The following is a 16,106-nucleotide window of genomic DNA, read 5'->3' on the forward strand; positions in this document are numbered from 1 at the left end:
GCGCGCATTGATGAAATCAAACGTAAGTAAGCAAGTACAGCAACGGGCGGTTGCCGCCAGTTTGGTTTTAGTGGCTGCCTTGATGATGCTGCTCAAAGGAGTCCAATTACTGCAAAGTGAAGTGGAACCAACCTATACCGTTCGAGAAGTGGAACTGGCTTTGCCACTTCCACCGCCACCACCGCCTCCACCTGCAGCAGAGCAACCGCAGCAATCGCAAATGTTGGCACTGGCAGTACCTGGCGCGGGCGCAAGTTTGCCTATCACGCTTGATTTAACTGCGCCTTCGTTGGACGTCACCATTGAAACACCTCAACTGAGTATTACAGATCCTCAGTGGCAGGACGTAGAAGTCGATTGGCAAGCTGTGAATCTAGATTCACTGGATGGGCTGCCGAGCCTGCTGACGCCTTTACGCGTGGTGTTTCCTAAGTCATTGGTAAACCAGGGCGTTAAAACGGTTCTGGTTAAGCTGGATGTAGTGATAGACGAGCAGGGGGCTGTAACACTGGTGAGTGTTGTAAGCAATCCGTACCCTGAACTGAAGCCACAAATTGACAAGTTGGTGAAACAAAGTCGATTTACGGCCCCAAAACAAAATCAACAAGCGGTCAGAGCGCGTTTCGTCTGGCCAATTGAATTAACTCAATAGTAAGAATTTAGATGGTTAAGTTTTCTTTTATCTGGTTATCTCTCGGTCTGTTTAGTGCTGTGCCAAGCGCTTTTGCAGGTATTGATTACAGTCGCTCGGAATTGTTGTTAGAAGCCCCTTCAGTGTCTGTTCCTGTTTTTACTTATCGAGACAAACAACAAAGTTTGACCGTTGCACCTCATGAAGCGGCATTTATGACTGATCTAAAGCCGCTACTCGAAAAACAACAGTACGCAAAAGTGGCAGAGGCATTTTCAGGTCGAGTCATTGAAAAAGACAGCCCAGCCCTTTTGCAGTTACAAGGACAGGTTCTACTTACGTTAAAACGTTACCCAGACGCCATTAAGGTGCTGAGCGCAGCCGTATCGAAAGCGCCGGAATTGGTCAGCGCACAGCGTAGTTTAGCGCTTGCCTACATTTTAAATAAGCAACCAAACGAGGCAAGAGCACCAATCCAAACAGCGTTAAGTTTAGGTGCAAACGAAGCTGCGCTATATGGGCAACTGGCGTTTTTAAATTTACAGCAATATGGGCCTTGGAGTGCGATAGCCGGTTACCGTCAGGCGCTTTTTTTAGAACCGACCAACGCGCAGTGGAAACAAGGTTTGGCACATGCGCTAACTCAAGCCCATGCCTACAGCGAGGCAGGAGTCTCTACTAACGGAACTAATCAATCAAGATACGGACAATGTGCAGTGGTGGTTACAAGCCGCATTCTTAGAATTGAATCAGCAGCAATTCGAAAAAGCGTTACATCGCTTGGACGTAGCGATGCGATTGGCCAAAATGCAAAAGTCGACGAGCTACAACGCGGACAATTTGTTGCTACTCGCAAAATTACACATTCAATATGGCAGTACGCAAGCGGGTCTGACGGCACTTGATTCTGCACTTAGTCAAACGGACAAAAAAGACACGGCAAAAGCAGAGCATGATGTGGTGCAATTGGCCGCGTGGTTTGCGTCTCAAGAGAAATGGAGTGCCTTGCAGGACTTATTTACTTTGAGTGAAAAACGTAAACTGAGCAAAGCGTCATCAGCAATGTGGCTCGCGAAAGCAAAACACGAATTAGCGACAAAACAAGTTTCAAAAGCGGAAAAGCTATTACTAGATGGATTATCGTCGTCGCCGAGTGATGGAAATGGCTTGCTATTGCTTGCTAATTTATATCGTGAAGCGGGCAATCGTGTGGATGCCGTTGTTTATTATCAGCGTGCCAGTGCTATTGAAGAAGTTAAAGAAGCCGCGCTGTTGGGGCAAGCTCAACTTTACATTGATGGAAAAGACTACGCCAAAGCGGTAGCGCTACTTCGACAAGTGTTAAAACACAACCCTCAGCGTCATGAACTTCGTGCGAACATTAAAAACCTAGAACAGTTGATGCGTTATGAAGGTTAAGCATGCTATTTGGCCAGTAAAGGCAAACAGTCAGGCGGTTAAGTTAGCGCGCAGTATTCACATTTATACCGCCGTGTTGATGCTGTTTGTCTTGTGTTTCTTTGCAATTACGGGCATTACACTAAACCATGCGAATTGGGTCGGTGAGCCAGTTATCACCAAACATACATGGACAATATCGAGTGTCGAAGACACGTTAAATAAAGCGAATATTCAAGCCAGTGTTGAAGCGAAAACCAATTTTGCTTTTGCTGATGCGACCATCGAGCAAGATGAGGGATTATGGTTGATTGATGCTCAGCTCGCCGGAGAGCAGTGGCAACTTGAAATTGACGGAGAAACAAAAGAGGTTGTTGCGACCCATATTGACTATGGTTGGATGGCAAAATTAAACGATTGGCATAAAGGTAGACACACACCCAAGTTGTGGAACTGGATGCTGGACGTGATGGCCGTTATCATCGTTATTTTCTGTTTGTCGGGTCTTTGGTTGCTACTACCAAACAAGAAAAAGTTGCTCCCAGTCTTTTTATGGGGCACCGCGGGCACGGTGTTGTGGCTGCTAACTTTGCTCTAATTCTCTGTTATTACGTGAAAATAGATTGACTCAAAAGGAATTGAACATGACTCAGTTGATAGAAAACAATGAACAATTGGCTTGCGTGAATTTAAAAGTGGTGAAGGACGGAGAAGTACTTCCATCGGTGATATTAAAAGATGGTACTCACGTTCAAACCGGAACGGTCGCAACGATGCTTCACAATGTTGCACTGTACAATCGAGGTGAGCGCGGTCAGGTTGAAGAAGAACTTCGGCTTGCTGTGCCAACACTTATTAAAGTTGGCCTGTTCGAGTTGTTCTCGGTAAATGAATGGATTGAGGGTGAAAACCCCGGAAGGCGCTTTGTTGGAAAATGTGCCAAAGACTATCTTCACAAATAGTCATCTAGATCATCTAACACTTTGTTACACCTTATTTATTTTCTCTTGTTGTGGAACGCTTGAACTGTAACTTTTTAAATAGTAAGTTGCATTTTTGGTTGTTTTTCACACAGCGCAAATAACATAAGGATGCACACAAATGTTGAACCGTTTATGGCCTGTCTTCGCCTTTTTAGTCATCGCAATGACTCAGGCTAATGAAGATGCCGCTCCACAATATGCGGTAAACAAGATAAATGACAGAGTTTACGTGTTAACGGAACTCTGGAATGGTGATAACAATGGCAATGCAGGTGTTTTAATCACGGAAAAGGGCGTGTTACTTGTTGGAACATTAATGACTAAAAGTGCTCCAGCGCTTGAACACCAGCTAAAACTAATTACGGATAAGCCAGTTCGATATGTGATTAATATTGACTCCGACCCCTACAATCACCATGCAAATCGCTATTTTGCAGAGCGTGGAGCTACAATCATTTCACATGAAAACATGCGTTACGAAAAGGCTTATTCCGAACTGTTGGTAAACGAGCAATTGACCATGCAGTTCGGAAATGAAACGGTTAAAATCTACCATTCGTCAGCCCATCAGTTGAATCATATTGATGTGTTTTTCGAAACCAGCAACGTGCTGTTTATGAGTGACGGTTACAAAGCACATTGGCTCACGTCACACGGACCAAATGGTCTAAAAGGATTACTAGACACCTTTGACAAAGCTATTGCACTGGCAGATGACAAAACAGTTATCGTGACAGGTAATACATCTAAGCATCCGGATTTTTACCTAAGCAATAAGAAAACACTTCTAAAGATCCGCCAAAAACACATTGCTTACACTCACCGCATTGGCGAGCTTTTCAATGAAGGGCAAACAGCAAAAGAGATAGCAAAGGATGAGATAATCAATCGTCTTTTATCAGACTTTGACCTGTATCCTAAGGCAAAGCAGTGGTTATCAGAAGATATTGAGTTAGTCATTGAAACGGATTTCACAAAGCCATTTCCTTTAAGCCTAGATACCTTGCAGCACTATGTTGGCGTTTACGCCTTAGCAGACGGTACACAAATTGAAGTGTTAATGAAAAACGAGCGTATCTTCGCGCGCTCAGAAAACGCGTTTCTGTTTGAACTTTTACCTCTTTCAAAAGAAATATTTGATTTCAAAGGGACTTTGGGTAAAAACAATCTACTTTTCGGTGTTGAATCAAATGGTATGGTAACGAGTTTGACGACACGTTTGGAAGAAGATGGTTGGTGGTCTAGCCGAATCAAGGCAGGCACACACAAACGTATTCGGCACTAGTTTGTAGACGCTTAGCCTAGCGTCACCCCTGTTTTTGTCCCGTTGATTTACTGGTCGGCTTTCTTTATGTCACTTTTACCATAGGGTTAATTCTCGTCATTTATCCTGTGGTCCTTTGCTAAATGTACGTTAGCAAATAATGCTGAAAGCATTTGAGCGGGTTCTGACCAGTCTAGTTAATTGCTAAAAGTCTTTTTTCTGCCATTAAATTGTCATATCTAGCGGGTTTAATATCTGGTATAGACCAGTTAGAGGCAAAGCAATGAAAAACGAATATTTACTTTTAACCCCTGGGCCATTGAGTACATCGCAATCGGTTAAAGCGGTTATGATGCAAGATTTTTGTACTTGGGATGACGATTACAATGTTGATGTGGTTCAGAAAATTCGTACTGAGTTGGGCCGACTTGCGTCAAATAATGCCGAATATACAGTGACGTTAATGCAAGGCAGTGGTACCGCAAGTGTCGAATCGGCTATTGGTTCACTGATCCCACAGACAGGTAAGTTGTTGGTAGTGAACAACGGTGCCTACGGTGCTCGAATTGCGGAAATTACGGAGTATTTGGGCATTGAATCGGTGGTACTCGAGTTTGGTGAAACAGAATCACCGAGCCTCGCAGTCATCGAGCGTACACTACAAGAAGAGGAAGGCATTACTCACTTGGCGGTAGTCCACTGCGAAACCACAACGGGGATGTTAAATCCTGTTGCAGAGATTGCGTTACTTGCAAAACGTTTTGGCAAAGTCATGATTTTGGACGCAATGAGTAGCTTTGGTGGGATTCCATTTGATTTAGCCGACTGGAACATTGACGTAATGATAAGTTCGTCCAATAAGTGCATTCAAGGTGTCCCTGGATTTGGTTTTGTAATCGTAAAAAACGCCATTATGGCGTCATCCAAAGGCATTGCGAGGTCGCTGTCGCTCGACTTGGTCTCACAATGGGAAACAATGGAAAAATCTCGTGGTAAATGGCGTTTTACTTCGCCAACACACGTCGTTCGTGCATTCAGTGCCGCGTTAGATGAGTTGGCACAAGAAGGCGGAATAGAAGCGCGTTTCAAACGTTACCAACAAAATCAGAGGTTGTTAGTGCAAGGGATGCGTGAATTAGGATTTGAAACTTTGCTCGCAGATGGATTGCATTCACCTATCATCACTTCGTTCTATTCGCCAAAAGCATCTAATTACGATTTTAAGCGCTTTTACGATGCGTTGAAGCAGGAAGGATTTGTTATCTATCCCGGCAAGGTATCAAATGCAGATTGCTTTAGGATTGGTAATATTGGTGAAATCTATCGCGAAGATATTGAGCGATTACTGAGTGCGATTGCAAAAGTAAAATTCTGGTAGTTTTTGAGTGTAAAGAGAGTAACAAGCTGAAGGCGACTAACGTCAACGGGTTTAATAACGAACTAGGTGGACGGCAGTTGCCTTATTTCTTAAGACTGAAAGGGCAAAGATAATAGAATGTTTTGTCGCCTTTTTGTCACACGCTCGGCATTAATGGCCTTCAACAATCATCTCAATGGCGTCGTGAAGCCAATATTCAATATTGAAATCGATTAAATCATTGTCCGCACTATAACGAGAGCGAGTGATTTTTAAGCAAGGAGTCCCATTATTCTTTTCGAGAATTTCGGCAACATAATCAGGTAACACGGTCACACTTATCTGACAGGTTTCATGGCTTATTTCTACGGCATAGACGTTTGCCATCACCTCAGTAATCGAACCGTCTAAGCGTTGTTTTTCTAAATCGACAAAACGCGCTTTGGCACAATGGATCGCTTCAAACATGATAGCTCGCTCATTCAAAGAACGTACACGGCTCAGGCAATAAAGCGCGCCATTGCCAAGCTCTGGACATATCGTGTTATCCAACAGGGTGTTCAGTGATACGATGCGAGTTTGAGGCGTAAATTCTTGTTCTTGCGCAAGTAAATTGAAGTTTACTTTTTTTGCAGGATTCCACTTGAGTTTTTCCGGTGTAACAAACCAACCGCGACGCTTTTGACTGTAAATCAACCCTTCCGCTTCGAGGCGCGCGAGCGCTTCTCTAACCGTGATACGAGTCGAGTTGAATTGTTCTTGTAGTGTTCGCTCTGAAGGGAGCTTGCAGCCGGGTTGCAATTCACCTGTAGCCAGTCTTTCTTGCAAATGATGACGAATCTGTTGGTAAAGTAGCATAGCAAATAGAGTTCCTAAATCCGTTTTAAGTGTATCGTTGCTTTATGACACTTTTAAGACTTTCAGCGTGTTGTCGACCTGAACTTAGTATTTTAAGCGCGTTTAAATAAGAGAATCAGTCATCTGGCCCTTTGGTTGTAAAGATAAGATGCTTGCGCATATCCTTCAAAATAACGCCTTTTTTCAACATCGCACCACTTAAGCGCTTTTGCCATTTCAACAAGTCTGGTTTTGCTGTTTCCAAGGCTTGTTCATTTTCAAATTGAAAACAAAGTAACAGAGAACTTGGGAATAAATGGTATTCCATTGTGAACCAACATTGCGTCATGCCTGGAATTTCAGCTCGACCTTGTTCTTCAAGTCTATCTGCGACGTCTAACACGAGCGCTTGTTGTTTTAATTGTACGGCAGAAAGTTTTTTCATTGTGGATACCCAGTCTGTTTGGCAAATCGTTACGGCAGGAAAAGTCGATTATAACCAAGATTAGGCTATGCCAACAATGTCGAAACCTTGCGGCTACGTAATATAGGGTAGGGCGAAACGTTGTTTTCGACGTTTTAAGCGTTTTGTGTTGTGAGTTCTACAACGCTTGATTGGCAGTTTGTGATTAACCAACAATTCAAAAACGTACATGCTCAGAACAAAAGTAGAATGGAAGACAAAAGAGCGCGACAGCGCTCTTTTTAAGGTTGGGTTGGATGTCTTACTTATTTAAAACGGATTACTTTGAGGCTAGTTTCGCTTTAGCTTCGGCGATTTTAGCTTGTAGTTCAGTAAGTTTTTCTTTAGCTTCTTCACTAAGCTCACCCGCTTCGTCTTTCGATTCGTCCCACGCTTCTAAGGCAAGTTTGCGTGATTCTTCCAGTAAGTCAGATAAATTGTCTTGGCCTTCACTTGTCGCTTCCGCAGCAAGTTCTTTGGCCTCTTTGACCATGTCGTTTATGGATTGACTGTTCCATTCGTCTTTTTTACTTTTAACTTCTGCTACCGCGTCATTCCATGCTTCTTTGACAGATGTTTGTGCTTTTTGAGCAGACTCTTTTACTTCATTAGCGTCTTCACACGCTGTTAATACGAGTGCGCTGCTGACCACAACTAAAAGTGCGAGTAATGGTTTCATCGGTTTCTCCTTTTCGATTAGTTGTGTAATAGCATATCAGCCCTAAACTAAATCTAAGATGAATTTTAACCATTCTTGTTTCGATTTTTCGCTAAACGGCAATTAGCGTAGTACGTGGTTGTGGCCGCCCAATCGGAAAACACACCAATTACACCAACTTGCTGAGCAAGCACATCCAGTACTTCATAAATGTCGCCGTCGCGTGTAATAAGGTTTTTGCCGCCAAGCATGCCATTGACGCTTTGGTAATACCATCCGCCCCCAGTGTTAAGCGGTGCTGAACGTTCGAAGCTCCACGCAATAATGTTCAGGCCTGCTTTCTTTGCTGCTTTAGCATAATTGGATGGGACCAATTTACCCTCTGTATTTCGTATCAGCGCCCAAATAGGCGGTGCGATAATGTTGATGCCCATGGCTTTAAGTTCGGCCATCGTGGGTTTAAGTCGCTCAGGATGGTCGACCATTTCTCTTGAGACTCAGTTGATTCTCTAGCGCAGAAGACTGAGGTTCATCGCGGTCATCTAAATAAATGGCTTGTTTCGCGAACTCTGGTTCATGTTTTTGCCAATACAAATGGTCGGGTAGGTGAAAAGACTGAAGCCAAACTTGCTTTGCTGGCACATGCTGCGATTTGTAGTCATCGATAATCGCCTGCGCGTATTGTGTTTGCGTAAGTCCTTTAAAGGGCATTGCAACCGATGGTGTTTTTAGCTCGGGTGTCATGTCAACGCCAAGTGATTTAAACAGTGCGATGCTTTGTGCATGGGTCATCAATTGACCTTGATGCGCGTACAAATCGGTACGCCAACTAGGCGTACCTTGTTGGTAAGCCTCCGCTGAAGTGGCTTGCGGATTGAAAGAATCCATTTTGCCTTTTAGTGTTTTGAATTCCTCAAGTGTTATGTCGCTGGTACAGCACCTTGCGCTCGCGGGTGTTTGCGTTGCCACATTAAACGGCGTGAACGTTTGGCTACATTTTTGAGCAAGGGGAGTTGTAAGGATGTTCGTTGTGGTGTGTAGGTCGCATTGTGAATGGCGACACACCAATTGCTTGTCTTTGGTGAATGTTACGTCACACTCTAAAATCCCAGCACCCATCCGTGCACCGGCTTCGTAAGCCGCTTGGGTGTGTTCAGGAAATTGCATCGGAGCGCCGCGATGACCTAAAGAAAATTTGCTCGATGTCATGGGACTATTCTGACAGGCAGACAAGGCGTTTTTTAACGGCCCCTCATTCATTGTTGAAATCAAATAGTAAGGTCGTGGACCGAGTTCAATTTGGTTAGCTGATGCAGTAAACGCAGTGGATAAAAGCGCCAATAAAGAGAAAAAACCGAAAAAAGCTTGCCTGAAACGCGACATAGATACCCCATTTTCAATGTCAATTCGACGATGTTAACAATCTAGTATGACAAAACGGGGTCAAACGTCGGTCTAAACGACAAAGCAGCTTATTGATAAAACCGACTTTTCGACATTTTACCAATGCCTGGATTAAAGGTATTGGTTGGATCGAGCTGTTTGTAGTTCATCGCCAAATCGGGTTTTGCAACGTATAAGTGTCCCACATTGTGCTCGGCTGGGTATTCTGCACCGCGAGTATCAATGAACGACAATAATTCAGCTTTCACTTGCATTGGGTCATAGCCTGCTTTCACGATGTAGTCCTGATGAAATACATGACAAAGGTAATGGCCATAATAAAAATGGTGACTGATTTTTTGTTTGAGCGTCATAGGGAGTTGTTCATACCATTCACTGCAGTTGCGGGGCAGCGCAATGTCGAGTGCGAGCAGACCTGCGCTTCGGCGATGGTTGAGCTTTTGATATTGAATGGCTGCGCCAGCTGCAGCGAATCGGAGTAAATACGCTTGCTTTGCTTCATTTTCATCACACTCAAGGACATGCAGTGACGCGGAGTTGTTCATCTGAGCGAGGATGGCTTTAAGCTCATTCACGGACTGACCTTTAATCGAAAGCAGTAAATGATGTTCGTATCGTGTTTTTAATTCTTTAATTTGTTTGGAAACTTGGCTCGGAAAGCATTTGGCGAGCCGATTACTTAGCCAATCAATGGTGTTTTCCTGCATCAACGGCAATGCACGGCAAAAGCGTTCTAGTGATTTCTTATAATTAAAAAAGCGAGGCATCACTTCTGTGCCAAAATACTTAAGTACCAACATGGTATCGCGGCCATACTCATCGGTGAGTTCGATAACATCACGATGCATATACTCAGCGGAAATAGGCAGCTCGGTCATCGATTTTAAAATCGCCACTCTTAGCGCATTTAAACTTTGCGCGCTGTCGGTACTTATGACAAAAGTTTGTTTGTGTTCAGGTTTTACAAAGCTGTCTAAGCGCACGGCAAAGACCACAAGTTTACCAGCGCACCCGCTTGCCGCGTGCAAACGACGTTTGTCGGCGTTGTACCGTGCAGGGCGTTCGCTTTGTGTGTCGCGTACCCAAGATTTGTATTCGCTATCAGAGGCTTGTTTGCTTGTTACTTTGATATCATGTGCTTGGTACTGCCGACGTTGTAAATTGGTGAGGATCTCGATCGGTGTCTCACCAAGGTCAACGTCAAGATCATTAACCAGTTGTAATTCACCGTGCTCGTCAACGCGTGCGTAAAGTGACAATTCTGTGTAGGCTGGTCCGCGTTCTACCAACGCCCCGCCGGAATTATTGCAAACACCGCCGACAATGGAGGCTCCTATACAGGATGAACCAATAACGGAATGAGGTACGCGGCCTAACGGGTCGAGCGTTTTTTCTAACTTAAATAAACTGGCGCCAGGGAAAGCGATAAATTGGTTGTGGCTTTCCAATAGGTGAATGTCATCCAGCGCAAGAGTGGAAATGATAACCGCGTCACGATCGCAGGCTTCATGCGGTGTAGAACCGCCCGTGAGTCCGGTATTTGCGGCTTGCATTATGATAGCGACATTTGCAGGTACAAGTATTTCCAGAGTTTGCCAAAGCTCTAGCAAACTTTGAGGTTTGACAACGGCAATTGCTTTACCTTGCCCCTCTCGAAAGCCTTTTACATAGGGGGCAATTTTGCGAGGTGACTTCAGTAAATTGGACTTTCCGACAACGACTTCAAGTTGGCGGAATAAGTCTTTTTGGGCAATATGCATTGTCGATGTCCTTTAATGTTGCTCGTTACGGATGTTTGAAAACGTGAGTTTTCGTAACTGAGTGTCCTCCTTTTCCTTGTCCATAATAGTTTTTGATTCCAGCGCTGATAATGACGAATTGGGTTGTCTTTCTACGTATCCATCTGCCATGAGTGAAAGATAACGGGCGCAACATACACGTAAAAACGACGTGAAATTCCCAATATCGTGGTCGGCATCTAAAGATTCTAAATACAGTTTGGTAATGAGCTGATTCACATTCATTTGGTCGCGATAGGCTACCTCTTGAAGCACATTCCAAAAATACTGCTCTAGTCGAATAGAGGTAACTACGCCTGCAATGCGCAGTGAACGAGTATGGCTTTCCCATAGATTAGCGTCAGCTTTAACGAACAATTGGCACATGCCGTACCTCCTTAGATTGAATAACCGAAGTGTGTAGCCACTTTGGAATTGAATTAGTTCCGTTTCATGTTTTGTTAGCGTGCGGCTAAAAGCGCCATGAACTGTTTTAAAAACTCAGGGTGTGCAGGCCATGCAGGTGCTGTCACTAAGTTACCATCGGTGATTGCTTGGTCCATTTCAAGCGAAATATAATCTGCACCTGCTAAACGTACTTCTGGTTCACACGCAGGGTAAGCCGAAACACGCTTGCCGTGGATCACGTTAGCCGCAGTCAGTAATTGCGGGCCATGGCAAATTGACGCGATTGGTTTGTGAGCGGCCTCAAATGCCTGAATTATTTCAATGACGCGAGCATTCAAGCGCAAGTATTCAGGTGCTCGGCCGCCGGGTAAATAAAGACCATCATATTTAGCAACATCAACATCAGCAAAATTAGCATTAAGTGCAAAGTTGTGGCCACGTTTTTCCGAGTAGGTTTGGTCGCCTTCGAAATCATGGATTGATGTGGCGATGGTGTCGCCTTTGACTTTATTTGGACAAACGGCATCTACTTCATATCCACACGCTTTAAGGGCTTGGAAAGGCACCATGTTTTCGTAATCTTCAACGTAGTCGCCAGTAATCATTAATATGTTCATTATGCGTTCCTATTTTTGCGAGTAACGGCTTGTTACCTTAGTATTAAATCAGCATCTATCTTGCTGTGGGTAATAGGTGGTTACTACATCGGTTAAAAAAGGAAATAACAACAATGGGAGACTTTGTAAGCGGCCGTATATCAGCCGCACACGAGATTATCGGCGGTGAGTTAGGTGTTCTGCTATTAGCGAAAACCAATATTCACTTTTCAATGTATGCAATGTAGGGTCTTTGCCGTGGTCGTCGAAGCGGCGCAATAAAATCAATTCATTGCACCATTGTGAGGACTCGAACTGTCGGATCTCTGTTTCTGAAAGTGTGCCTCCTTGCTGAAGGGCTGTTTCCCAACTTGCCTTAGATAAACGATGTTGGTACTGCTTATCCACGCTCAACAAGTAACGTTTTGCTAGCACGTGGCCTTCCACTAACGCAACGACTTTGCAGCTAAAGCCGAGTTCCTTTAAATAACAGGCTCCGAGTGACGCGTGTGCGGCAAACCCAAACGCGGTAAAATCGGGGTGGTGTTGATACTTGGCGACGAAATGACCGATATCATGCAAAAATGCCGCAATTTGCGTTTCTTCATCACACCCATGTTGCTTTGCAAGCGTAGCGCATTGCTCTGCATGGCTTTGCTGGGTGCAGGCCTCTTCGTAATGATCTTGGCCATATAGCGCAAACAAGTCTTGCAGTTCTTGGACGATTTCTAGAACGGCGCTCATGCTGGCTCCTTTGCTGACATGTCGACTTTCGCCGCTGAGCCACTCAAGCGGCTAAGCCACGAATCCAATGGCCAAGGTGTTTTATTGGCATCTTCAGCCTGTTCTTTACGGCGGATCGCATCACGTACGACATAGGCGCCGAGGGTTCGAATTGGATCTGGCGGGAAATCAGGGAGCGTTTGGTCGACCAGCGCACAGTCCGTCCATTCGTTATTCAAGCCAAGCAAAAGACTAGAGAGAATTTTGCCGCCCAAAAAGGATTGCACAACCCCATTGCCAGAATAACCCGAACCAAAAAGTACGTTCGGACTGCCGTTGAGATGACCAAAAAACGGCATACCCGTGACGCTTCTATCCGACGGACCCGTCCAGCTGCGTTCGATAGCAAAATCGTGATTAGGGAAAAACCGTTTTAATGAGTGGTCTAGGATCGTTTGATAGCGACTTGGCGCATCAAACGTGTCACTGACACGATTATGAAAGCTGAAGTAGTTGCCGCCTTTACCTAACATCAAACGGCCACAGGAAGTGGTGCGGTAATAGTTCACAAAGATGCGGCTGTCGATGATGGGGGCGCCATGCGTTAAATTAAGCTCGCGAAGGGTTTCGGGCATGGGTTTGGTGATGACCATGTCGCTTGACACTAAGACCACTTTGCGGGCAAAGCGTGGGATCAAACTTGGTAGCCAAGCGTTGACCGCAAACACCAGCTTGCGTGCGTTGATGGTTCCCTTGCTGGTTTCAATCGATAACGAGTTCATTTCAGCGTGTTGGTGATATTCCGTGTGTTCAACCACCTTTACCCCCAGACTGATTGCGACACGACGCAAACCTCGCACTAGCAGGGCTGGTTGCACACTGCCTGCATGTGGGGAATACCATCCAGCGGAATTGGTTGGAGACCCCGTCAATGTCACATCATGAGCCGTCATTTTTCGCCACTGATTGATTGCGTTGCTGCTAAGCGTTTTGATCACGGGTTCAAGTGCACCATGCTGGGCATGATTCGAGTACGTATAGTACGTTCCATCAACGCAGCAATCACAGGCTATCTGATGCTTTTCAGTAAATGCTTTGATTTCATGCACGGCTTGCTCGGACGCGACAGCTAAAAATTTAGCTTGCTCCCGACCAAACAACGTCATCAGACTCATGAACTTGGTCGACCAAGTGAGCATGGCTCCGCCATTACGACCCGAAGCACCTTGCCCGCAGAAGCCTTTTTCAATGACAACAACGTCGGTTTCAGGGGATTGTAGCTTGGTCATAATGGCAGTCCAAAGCCCAGTAAAGCCGCCGCCAATGATGACGACGTCGGCACTTTTGGGTAGGGACTGTGATGTGGGATCAGGCGATTCAGCGCTCATGGCGCTGTCAAACCAAAAAGGTTGGAAGCGCATTAAGGGCGCTCCCCGCGAGCCAGACGACTTTCAATTTCAAAGAGTACCGGTTCAATATCGGCCAGTGAATCAATCACGAAATGTGCACCAGCACTATAAAGAGTATGGTAAGCATTCAAGGTGAGCGCTTTTTGTTCGCTCATTGAAAGGGCATTCCATTCTTCTTCGCTAAGGCCAATGGCATTGCCGGTTACTGCAATACCTACAGTCCACATTCCTGCATTTAAGCCTTCACTGATCCCAGGAACAGAGTCATCCACTTTGACACACGCCGCGACACGATTGATACCCAGAGCAAGTACGTTCGCCAGAGCCATCCAAGGACCAGGACGTGAACCCGCCGCGCATTCGTCACTGCCGACACTATGATCTGGTTCATAGCCATGTGCCTTGGCTGCTGGCAGTAGGACGTCCATCACGGGTTTCGGGTAGCCGGAGCAACTGCCAATTTTTATCCCTTGTGCTTTTAGGCGGTTCAAAACGGGTAGCACACCCGCAATCGGTTCAGCACGCTCGGCAACTTTAGCTTGTTGCAATGGCATAAATGTTTGATAAATATGGTCAACATCGTCTTTGCTCGGCAAACGGCCAAATTGTTTCTGCCAACGTACTTGGATCACGTCTAAATTCAGCAAGGTGTTGATGTGGTCCCATTTGCCCATGCCCATGGGAATGCGAGCCTCATCGAGCGAAATCGTGAAATCGTAGGCCTTCGCAAACGCTTCAACGAAAATGCTGGTTGGGGCAATTGAGCCAAAATCGACGACGGTGCCTGCCCAATCTAAAATGAGCGCTTCTAAATGTTTCATACAGTACCTTTGATAAGTGAAGGGGTTGAAGAAGCGGGTGCTTCTAGCGATGGTTGCGGGTGTTTTGGCAAGCGCGAAATAAAGTAGAGTAAGCTACTTATCACTAACAAACCTGCCAACAGCGCAACCCAATAGCACGCCGAAATAAAGAATGTCAGCCAACTTAATTCGGGTGCTTCGAAAGTGCGGTAAAGCAAAATGCCAACGGAACCAACGTATCCCGCCGAATCCGCTAAATAAATTAAGAACCCTGCGTTTGCCGTACTGCCAAGCGCGGAGATCATGCGGTCAAACAAAAAGCAATTATACGGGATGTAGCTGATGTATAAGCCCGCGCCAAGCAATACCATCCATGATTTAGCGTCCAGCCAATGCTGTTCAAATCCATAGGTGCTCGCGGCAAGGAGGAGGGCACCAAAGAGGATAAAGCCGTGATTGACAAAAAAGGCTTTGGTGTTGTCTTTTATCAACACGAGTGCACCGAGTGCAAAGAGTACGATAAACGCGATACGAATACCGGCGTAGGCAAAGATTGCGGGTTCTTCGCCGTAGCCGAGCGCCTGCCAAATCTCGGCCGAAAAGTTGTCGCGAAAGTCGCGAAAACCCGTAAACAGCAAAAAACTTAAGATAAGAACGGTAATTCCAAACCAATGGGCTTTAAAAAACGACCAGCGCGCGTTACTGTCCATCGGTGCACGCTTTTGGCGAGCCGCTTCATCGTCGAGCGTCGGTTTTGGTAAGGCGGTTAAACACGCGACACTGAGGATTAGCAAAGGTAAAAACAACGCACCGGTTGCGGCAGGCATCCAAAGCTCGGGCACGTTGACTTCGGTTACTAGCCATTTACCGACCGTACGGACTAACCCAGAGGCTAAAATAAAGGTGACACTGAGCACCGCGCCGAGAATTTCTGTCGTACGACGACCTTCTAAGAAGCTGAACACGATCCCCCAGATCATGCCAAGCGATAGGCCGTTGACGAATAACCACGGGATATTCCAACCGATTGGCGTAATAGCAAACATCACCAACGCAAACTGCGCCCCTAAGATCATCAACAGAATGGCTTTACCACGATGAGCAGGGGTCATTTCCGAAACGACTTTTACGCCAATAAATTTGGCACACAAATAGCCAAACACCTGCGCTAAAATCAGGGCAATTTTGAAGCTCACCAACCAGTGTTCGTTGTCGAATTCGCGGTAGGTATTGACCGAAAAAGGCTTTCGAAAAGCGTACATACTAAAATAGGTTAAAAATGCGCTGGTGGCCGCAAACACCACAAACGCGGTCCCTTGGGCTTTTGCGAGCCAAGCGGGTGGATGACGAAATAAAGGAGCAAACATCTAACACCTCGATGCCCAAGCCAGTAGGCT

Annotated in this window: 19 protein-coding genes; 7 read left to right on the forward strand and 12 right to left on the reverse strand. The window is 45.5% G+C overall.

Annotation, left to right across the window (positions count from 1 at the left end):
- Positions 1-10: 10 nt before the first annotated feature.
- The 7 genes from J5O05_RS15965 to phnW all read left to right on the forward strand — a co-directional run bounded on the left by J5O05_RS15965 (position 11) and on the right by phnW (position 5,654).
- On the forward strand, positions 11-652 hold the full coding sequence (locus J5O05_RS15965) for an energy transducer TonB (RefSeq protein WP_208842905.1): 642 nt from the start codon (positions 11-13) through the stop codon (positions 650-652).
- An 11-nt stretch (positions 653-663) separates the two neighbouring features.
- On the forward strand, positions 664-1,536 hold the full coding sequence (locus tag J5O05_RS15970; RefSeq protein WP_208842906.1) for a tetratricopeptide repeat protein: 873 nt from the start codon (positions 664-666) through the stop codon (positions 1,534-1,536).
- Positions 1,475-2,050, forward strand: a complete 576-nt coding sequence (locus J5O05_RS15975) for a tetratricopeptide repeat protein (protein ID WP_208842907.1) — start codon at positions 1,475-1,477, stop codon at positions 2,048-2,050. The genes J5O05_RS15970 and J5O05_RS15975 overlap by 62 nt, the downstream gene beginning before the upstream one ends.
- On the forward strand, positions 2,040-2,627 hold the full coding sequence (locus tag J5O05_RS15980) for a PepSY-associated TM helix domain-containing protein (RefSeq protein WP_208842908.1): 588 nt from the start codon (positions 2,040-2,042) through the stop codon (positions 2,625-2,627). Before J5O05_RS15975 ends, J5O05_RS15980 begins: the two co-directional genes overlap by 11 nt.
- A 46-nt stretch (positions 2,628-2,673) precedes the next feature.
- On the forward strand, positions 2,674-2,991 hold the full coding sequence (locus J5O05_RS15985) for a DUF7709 family protein (RefSeq protein ID WP_208842909.1): 318 nt from the start codon (positions 2,674-2,676) through the stop codon (positions 2,989-2,991).
- A gap of 139 nt (positions 2,992-3,130) precedes the next feature.
- Positions 3,131-4,297 carry an MBL fold metallo-hydrolase gene (locus tag J5O05_RS15990; RefSeq protein WP_208842910.1) on the forward strand — a complete coding sequence of 389 codons (1,167 nt, stop codon included), beginning with the start codon at positions 3,131-3,133 and terminating at the stop codon, positions 4,295-4,297.
- A gap of 262 nt (positions 4,298-4,559) precedes the next feature.
- Positions 4,560-5,654, forward strand: coding sequence for a 2-aminoethylphosphonate--pyruvate transaminase (gene phnW, locus J5O05_RS15995; protein ID WP_208842911.1), 1,095 nt, complete (start codon positions 4,560-4,562; stop codon positions 5,652-5,654).
- Positions 5,655-5,804: 150 nt separating this feature from the next.
- On the opposite strand, the gene J5O05_RS16000 is transcribed toward phnW, so the two are convergent.
- The 12 genes from J5O05_RS16000 to J5O05_RS16050 form a co-directional block, all read right to left on the reverse strand.
- The gene (locus tag J5O05_RS16000) at positions 5,805-6,491 is read right to left on the reverse strand and encodes a GntR family transcriptional regulator (RefSeq protein WP_208842912.1); all 687 of its coding nucleotides are present in this window, start codon (positions 6,489-6,491) and stop codon (positions 5,805-5,807) included.
- A 115-nt stretch (positions 6,492-6,606) separates the two neighbouring features.
- Positions 6,607-6,915 carry a hypothetical protein gene (locus J5O05_RS16005; RefSeq protein ID WP_208842913.1) on the reverse strand — a complete coding sequence of 103 codons (309 nt, stop codon included), beginning with the start codon at positions 6,913-6,915 and terminating at the stop codon, positions 6,607-6,609.
- A 298-nt stretch (positions 6,916-7,213) separates the two neighbouring features.
- Positions 7,214-7,612: a hypothetical protein gene (locus tag J5O05_RS16010; RefSeq protein ID WP_208842914.1), complete on the reverse strand. Its 399-nt coding sequence runs from the start codon at positions 7,610-7,612 to the stop codon at positions 7,214-7,216.
- 65 nt (positions 7,613-7,677) lie between these two features.
- Positions 7,678-8,076, reverse strand: a complete 399-nt coding sequence (locus J5O05_RS22915; RefSeq protein WP_425281505.1) for a PI-PLC domain-containing protein — start codon at positions 8,074-8,076, stop codon at positions 7,678-7,680.
- Positions 8,060-8,974 carry a glycerophosphodiester phosphodiesterase family protein gene (locus tag J5O05_RS22920; protein ID WP_425281506.1) on the reverse strand — a complete coding sequence of 305 codons (915 nt, stop codon included), beginning with the start codon at positions 8,972-8,974 and terminating at the stop codon, positions 8,060-8,062. The genes J5O05_RS22915 and J5O05_RS22920 overlap by 17 nt, the downstream gene beginning before the upstream one ends.
- 89 nt (positions 8,975-9,063) lie before the next feature.
- Complete coding sequence (dld, locus tag J5O05_RS16020; protein WP_208842915.1) at positions 9,064-10,755, reverse strand: D-lactate dehydrogenase; 1,692 nt, start codon at positions 10,753-10,755, stop codon at positions 9,064-9,066.
- A gap of 12 nt (positions 10,756-10,767) precedes the next feature.
- The gene (locus J5O05_RS16025; protein ID WP_208842916.1) at positions 10,768-11,160 is read right to left on the reverse strand and encodes a ribbon-helix-helix domain-containing protein; all 393 of its coding nucleotides are present in this window, start codon (positions 11,158-11,160) and stop codon (positions 10,768-10,770) included.
- Between the two features lie 74 nt (positions 11,161-11,234).
- Entirely contained in the window at positions 11,235-11,801 is a 567-nt protein-coding gene (locus tag J5O05_RS16030) for a DJ-1/PfpI family protein (protein WP_244370014.1), read from the reverse strand.
- A gap of 153 nt (positions 11,802-11,954) precedes the next feature.
- Complete coding sequence (locus J5O05_RS16035; RefSeq protein ID WP_208842918.1) at positions 11,955-12,521, reverse strand: HD domain-containing protein; 567 nt, start codon at positions 12,519-12,521, stop codon at positions 11,955-11,957.
- Positions 12,518-13,921, reverse strand: coding sequence for an FAD-dependent oxidoreductase (locus J5O05_RS16040; RefSeq protein WP_208842919.1), 1,404 nt, complete (start codon positions 13,919-13,921; stop codon positions 12,518-12,520). Before J5O05_RS16040 ends, J5O05_RS16035 begins: the two co-directional genes overlap by 4 nt.
- Positions 13,921-14,730, reverse strand: coding sequence for a phosphonoacetaldehyde hydrolase (gene phnX, locus J5O05_RS16045; RefSeq protein WP_208842920.1), 810 nt, complete (start codon positions 14,728-14,730; stop codon positions 13,921-13,923). The genes J5O05_RS16040 and phnX overlap by 1 nt, the downstream gene beginning before the upstream one ends.
- A complete protein-coding gene (locus J5O05_RS16050; protein WP_208842921.1) occupies positions 14,727-16,076 on the reverse strand; it encodes a DUF5690 family protein in 1,350 nt (449 codons plus the stop codon). Before J5O05_RS16050 ends, phnX begins: the two co-directional genes overlap by 4 nt.
- Positions 16,077-16,106 lie beyond the last annotated feature (30 nt).

Origin of the sequence: Pseudoalteromonas xiamenensis (genome assembly GCF_017638925.1) — a bacterium.
GTDB lineage: Bacteria > Pseudomonadota > Gammaproteobacteria > Enterobacterales > Alteromonadaceae > Pseudoalteromonas > Pseudoalteromonas xiamenensis.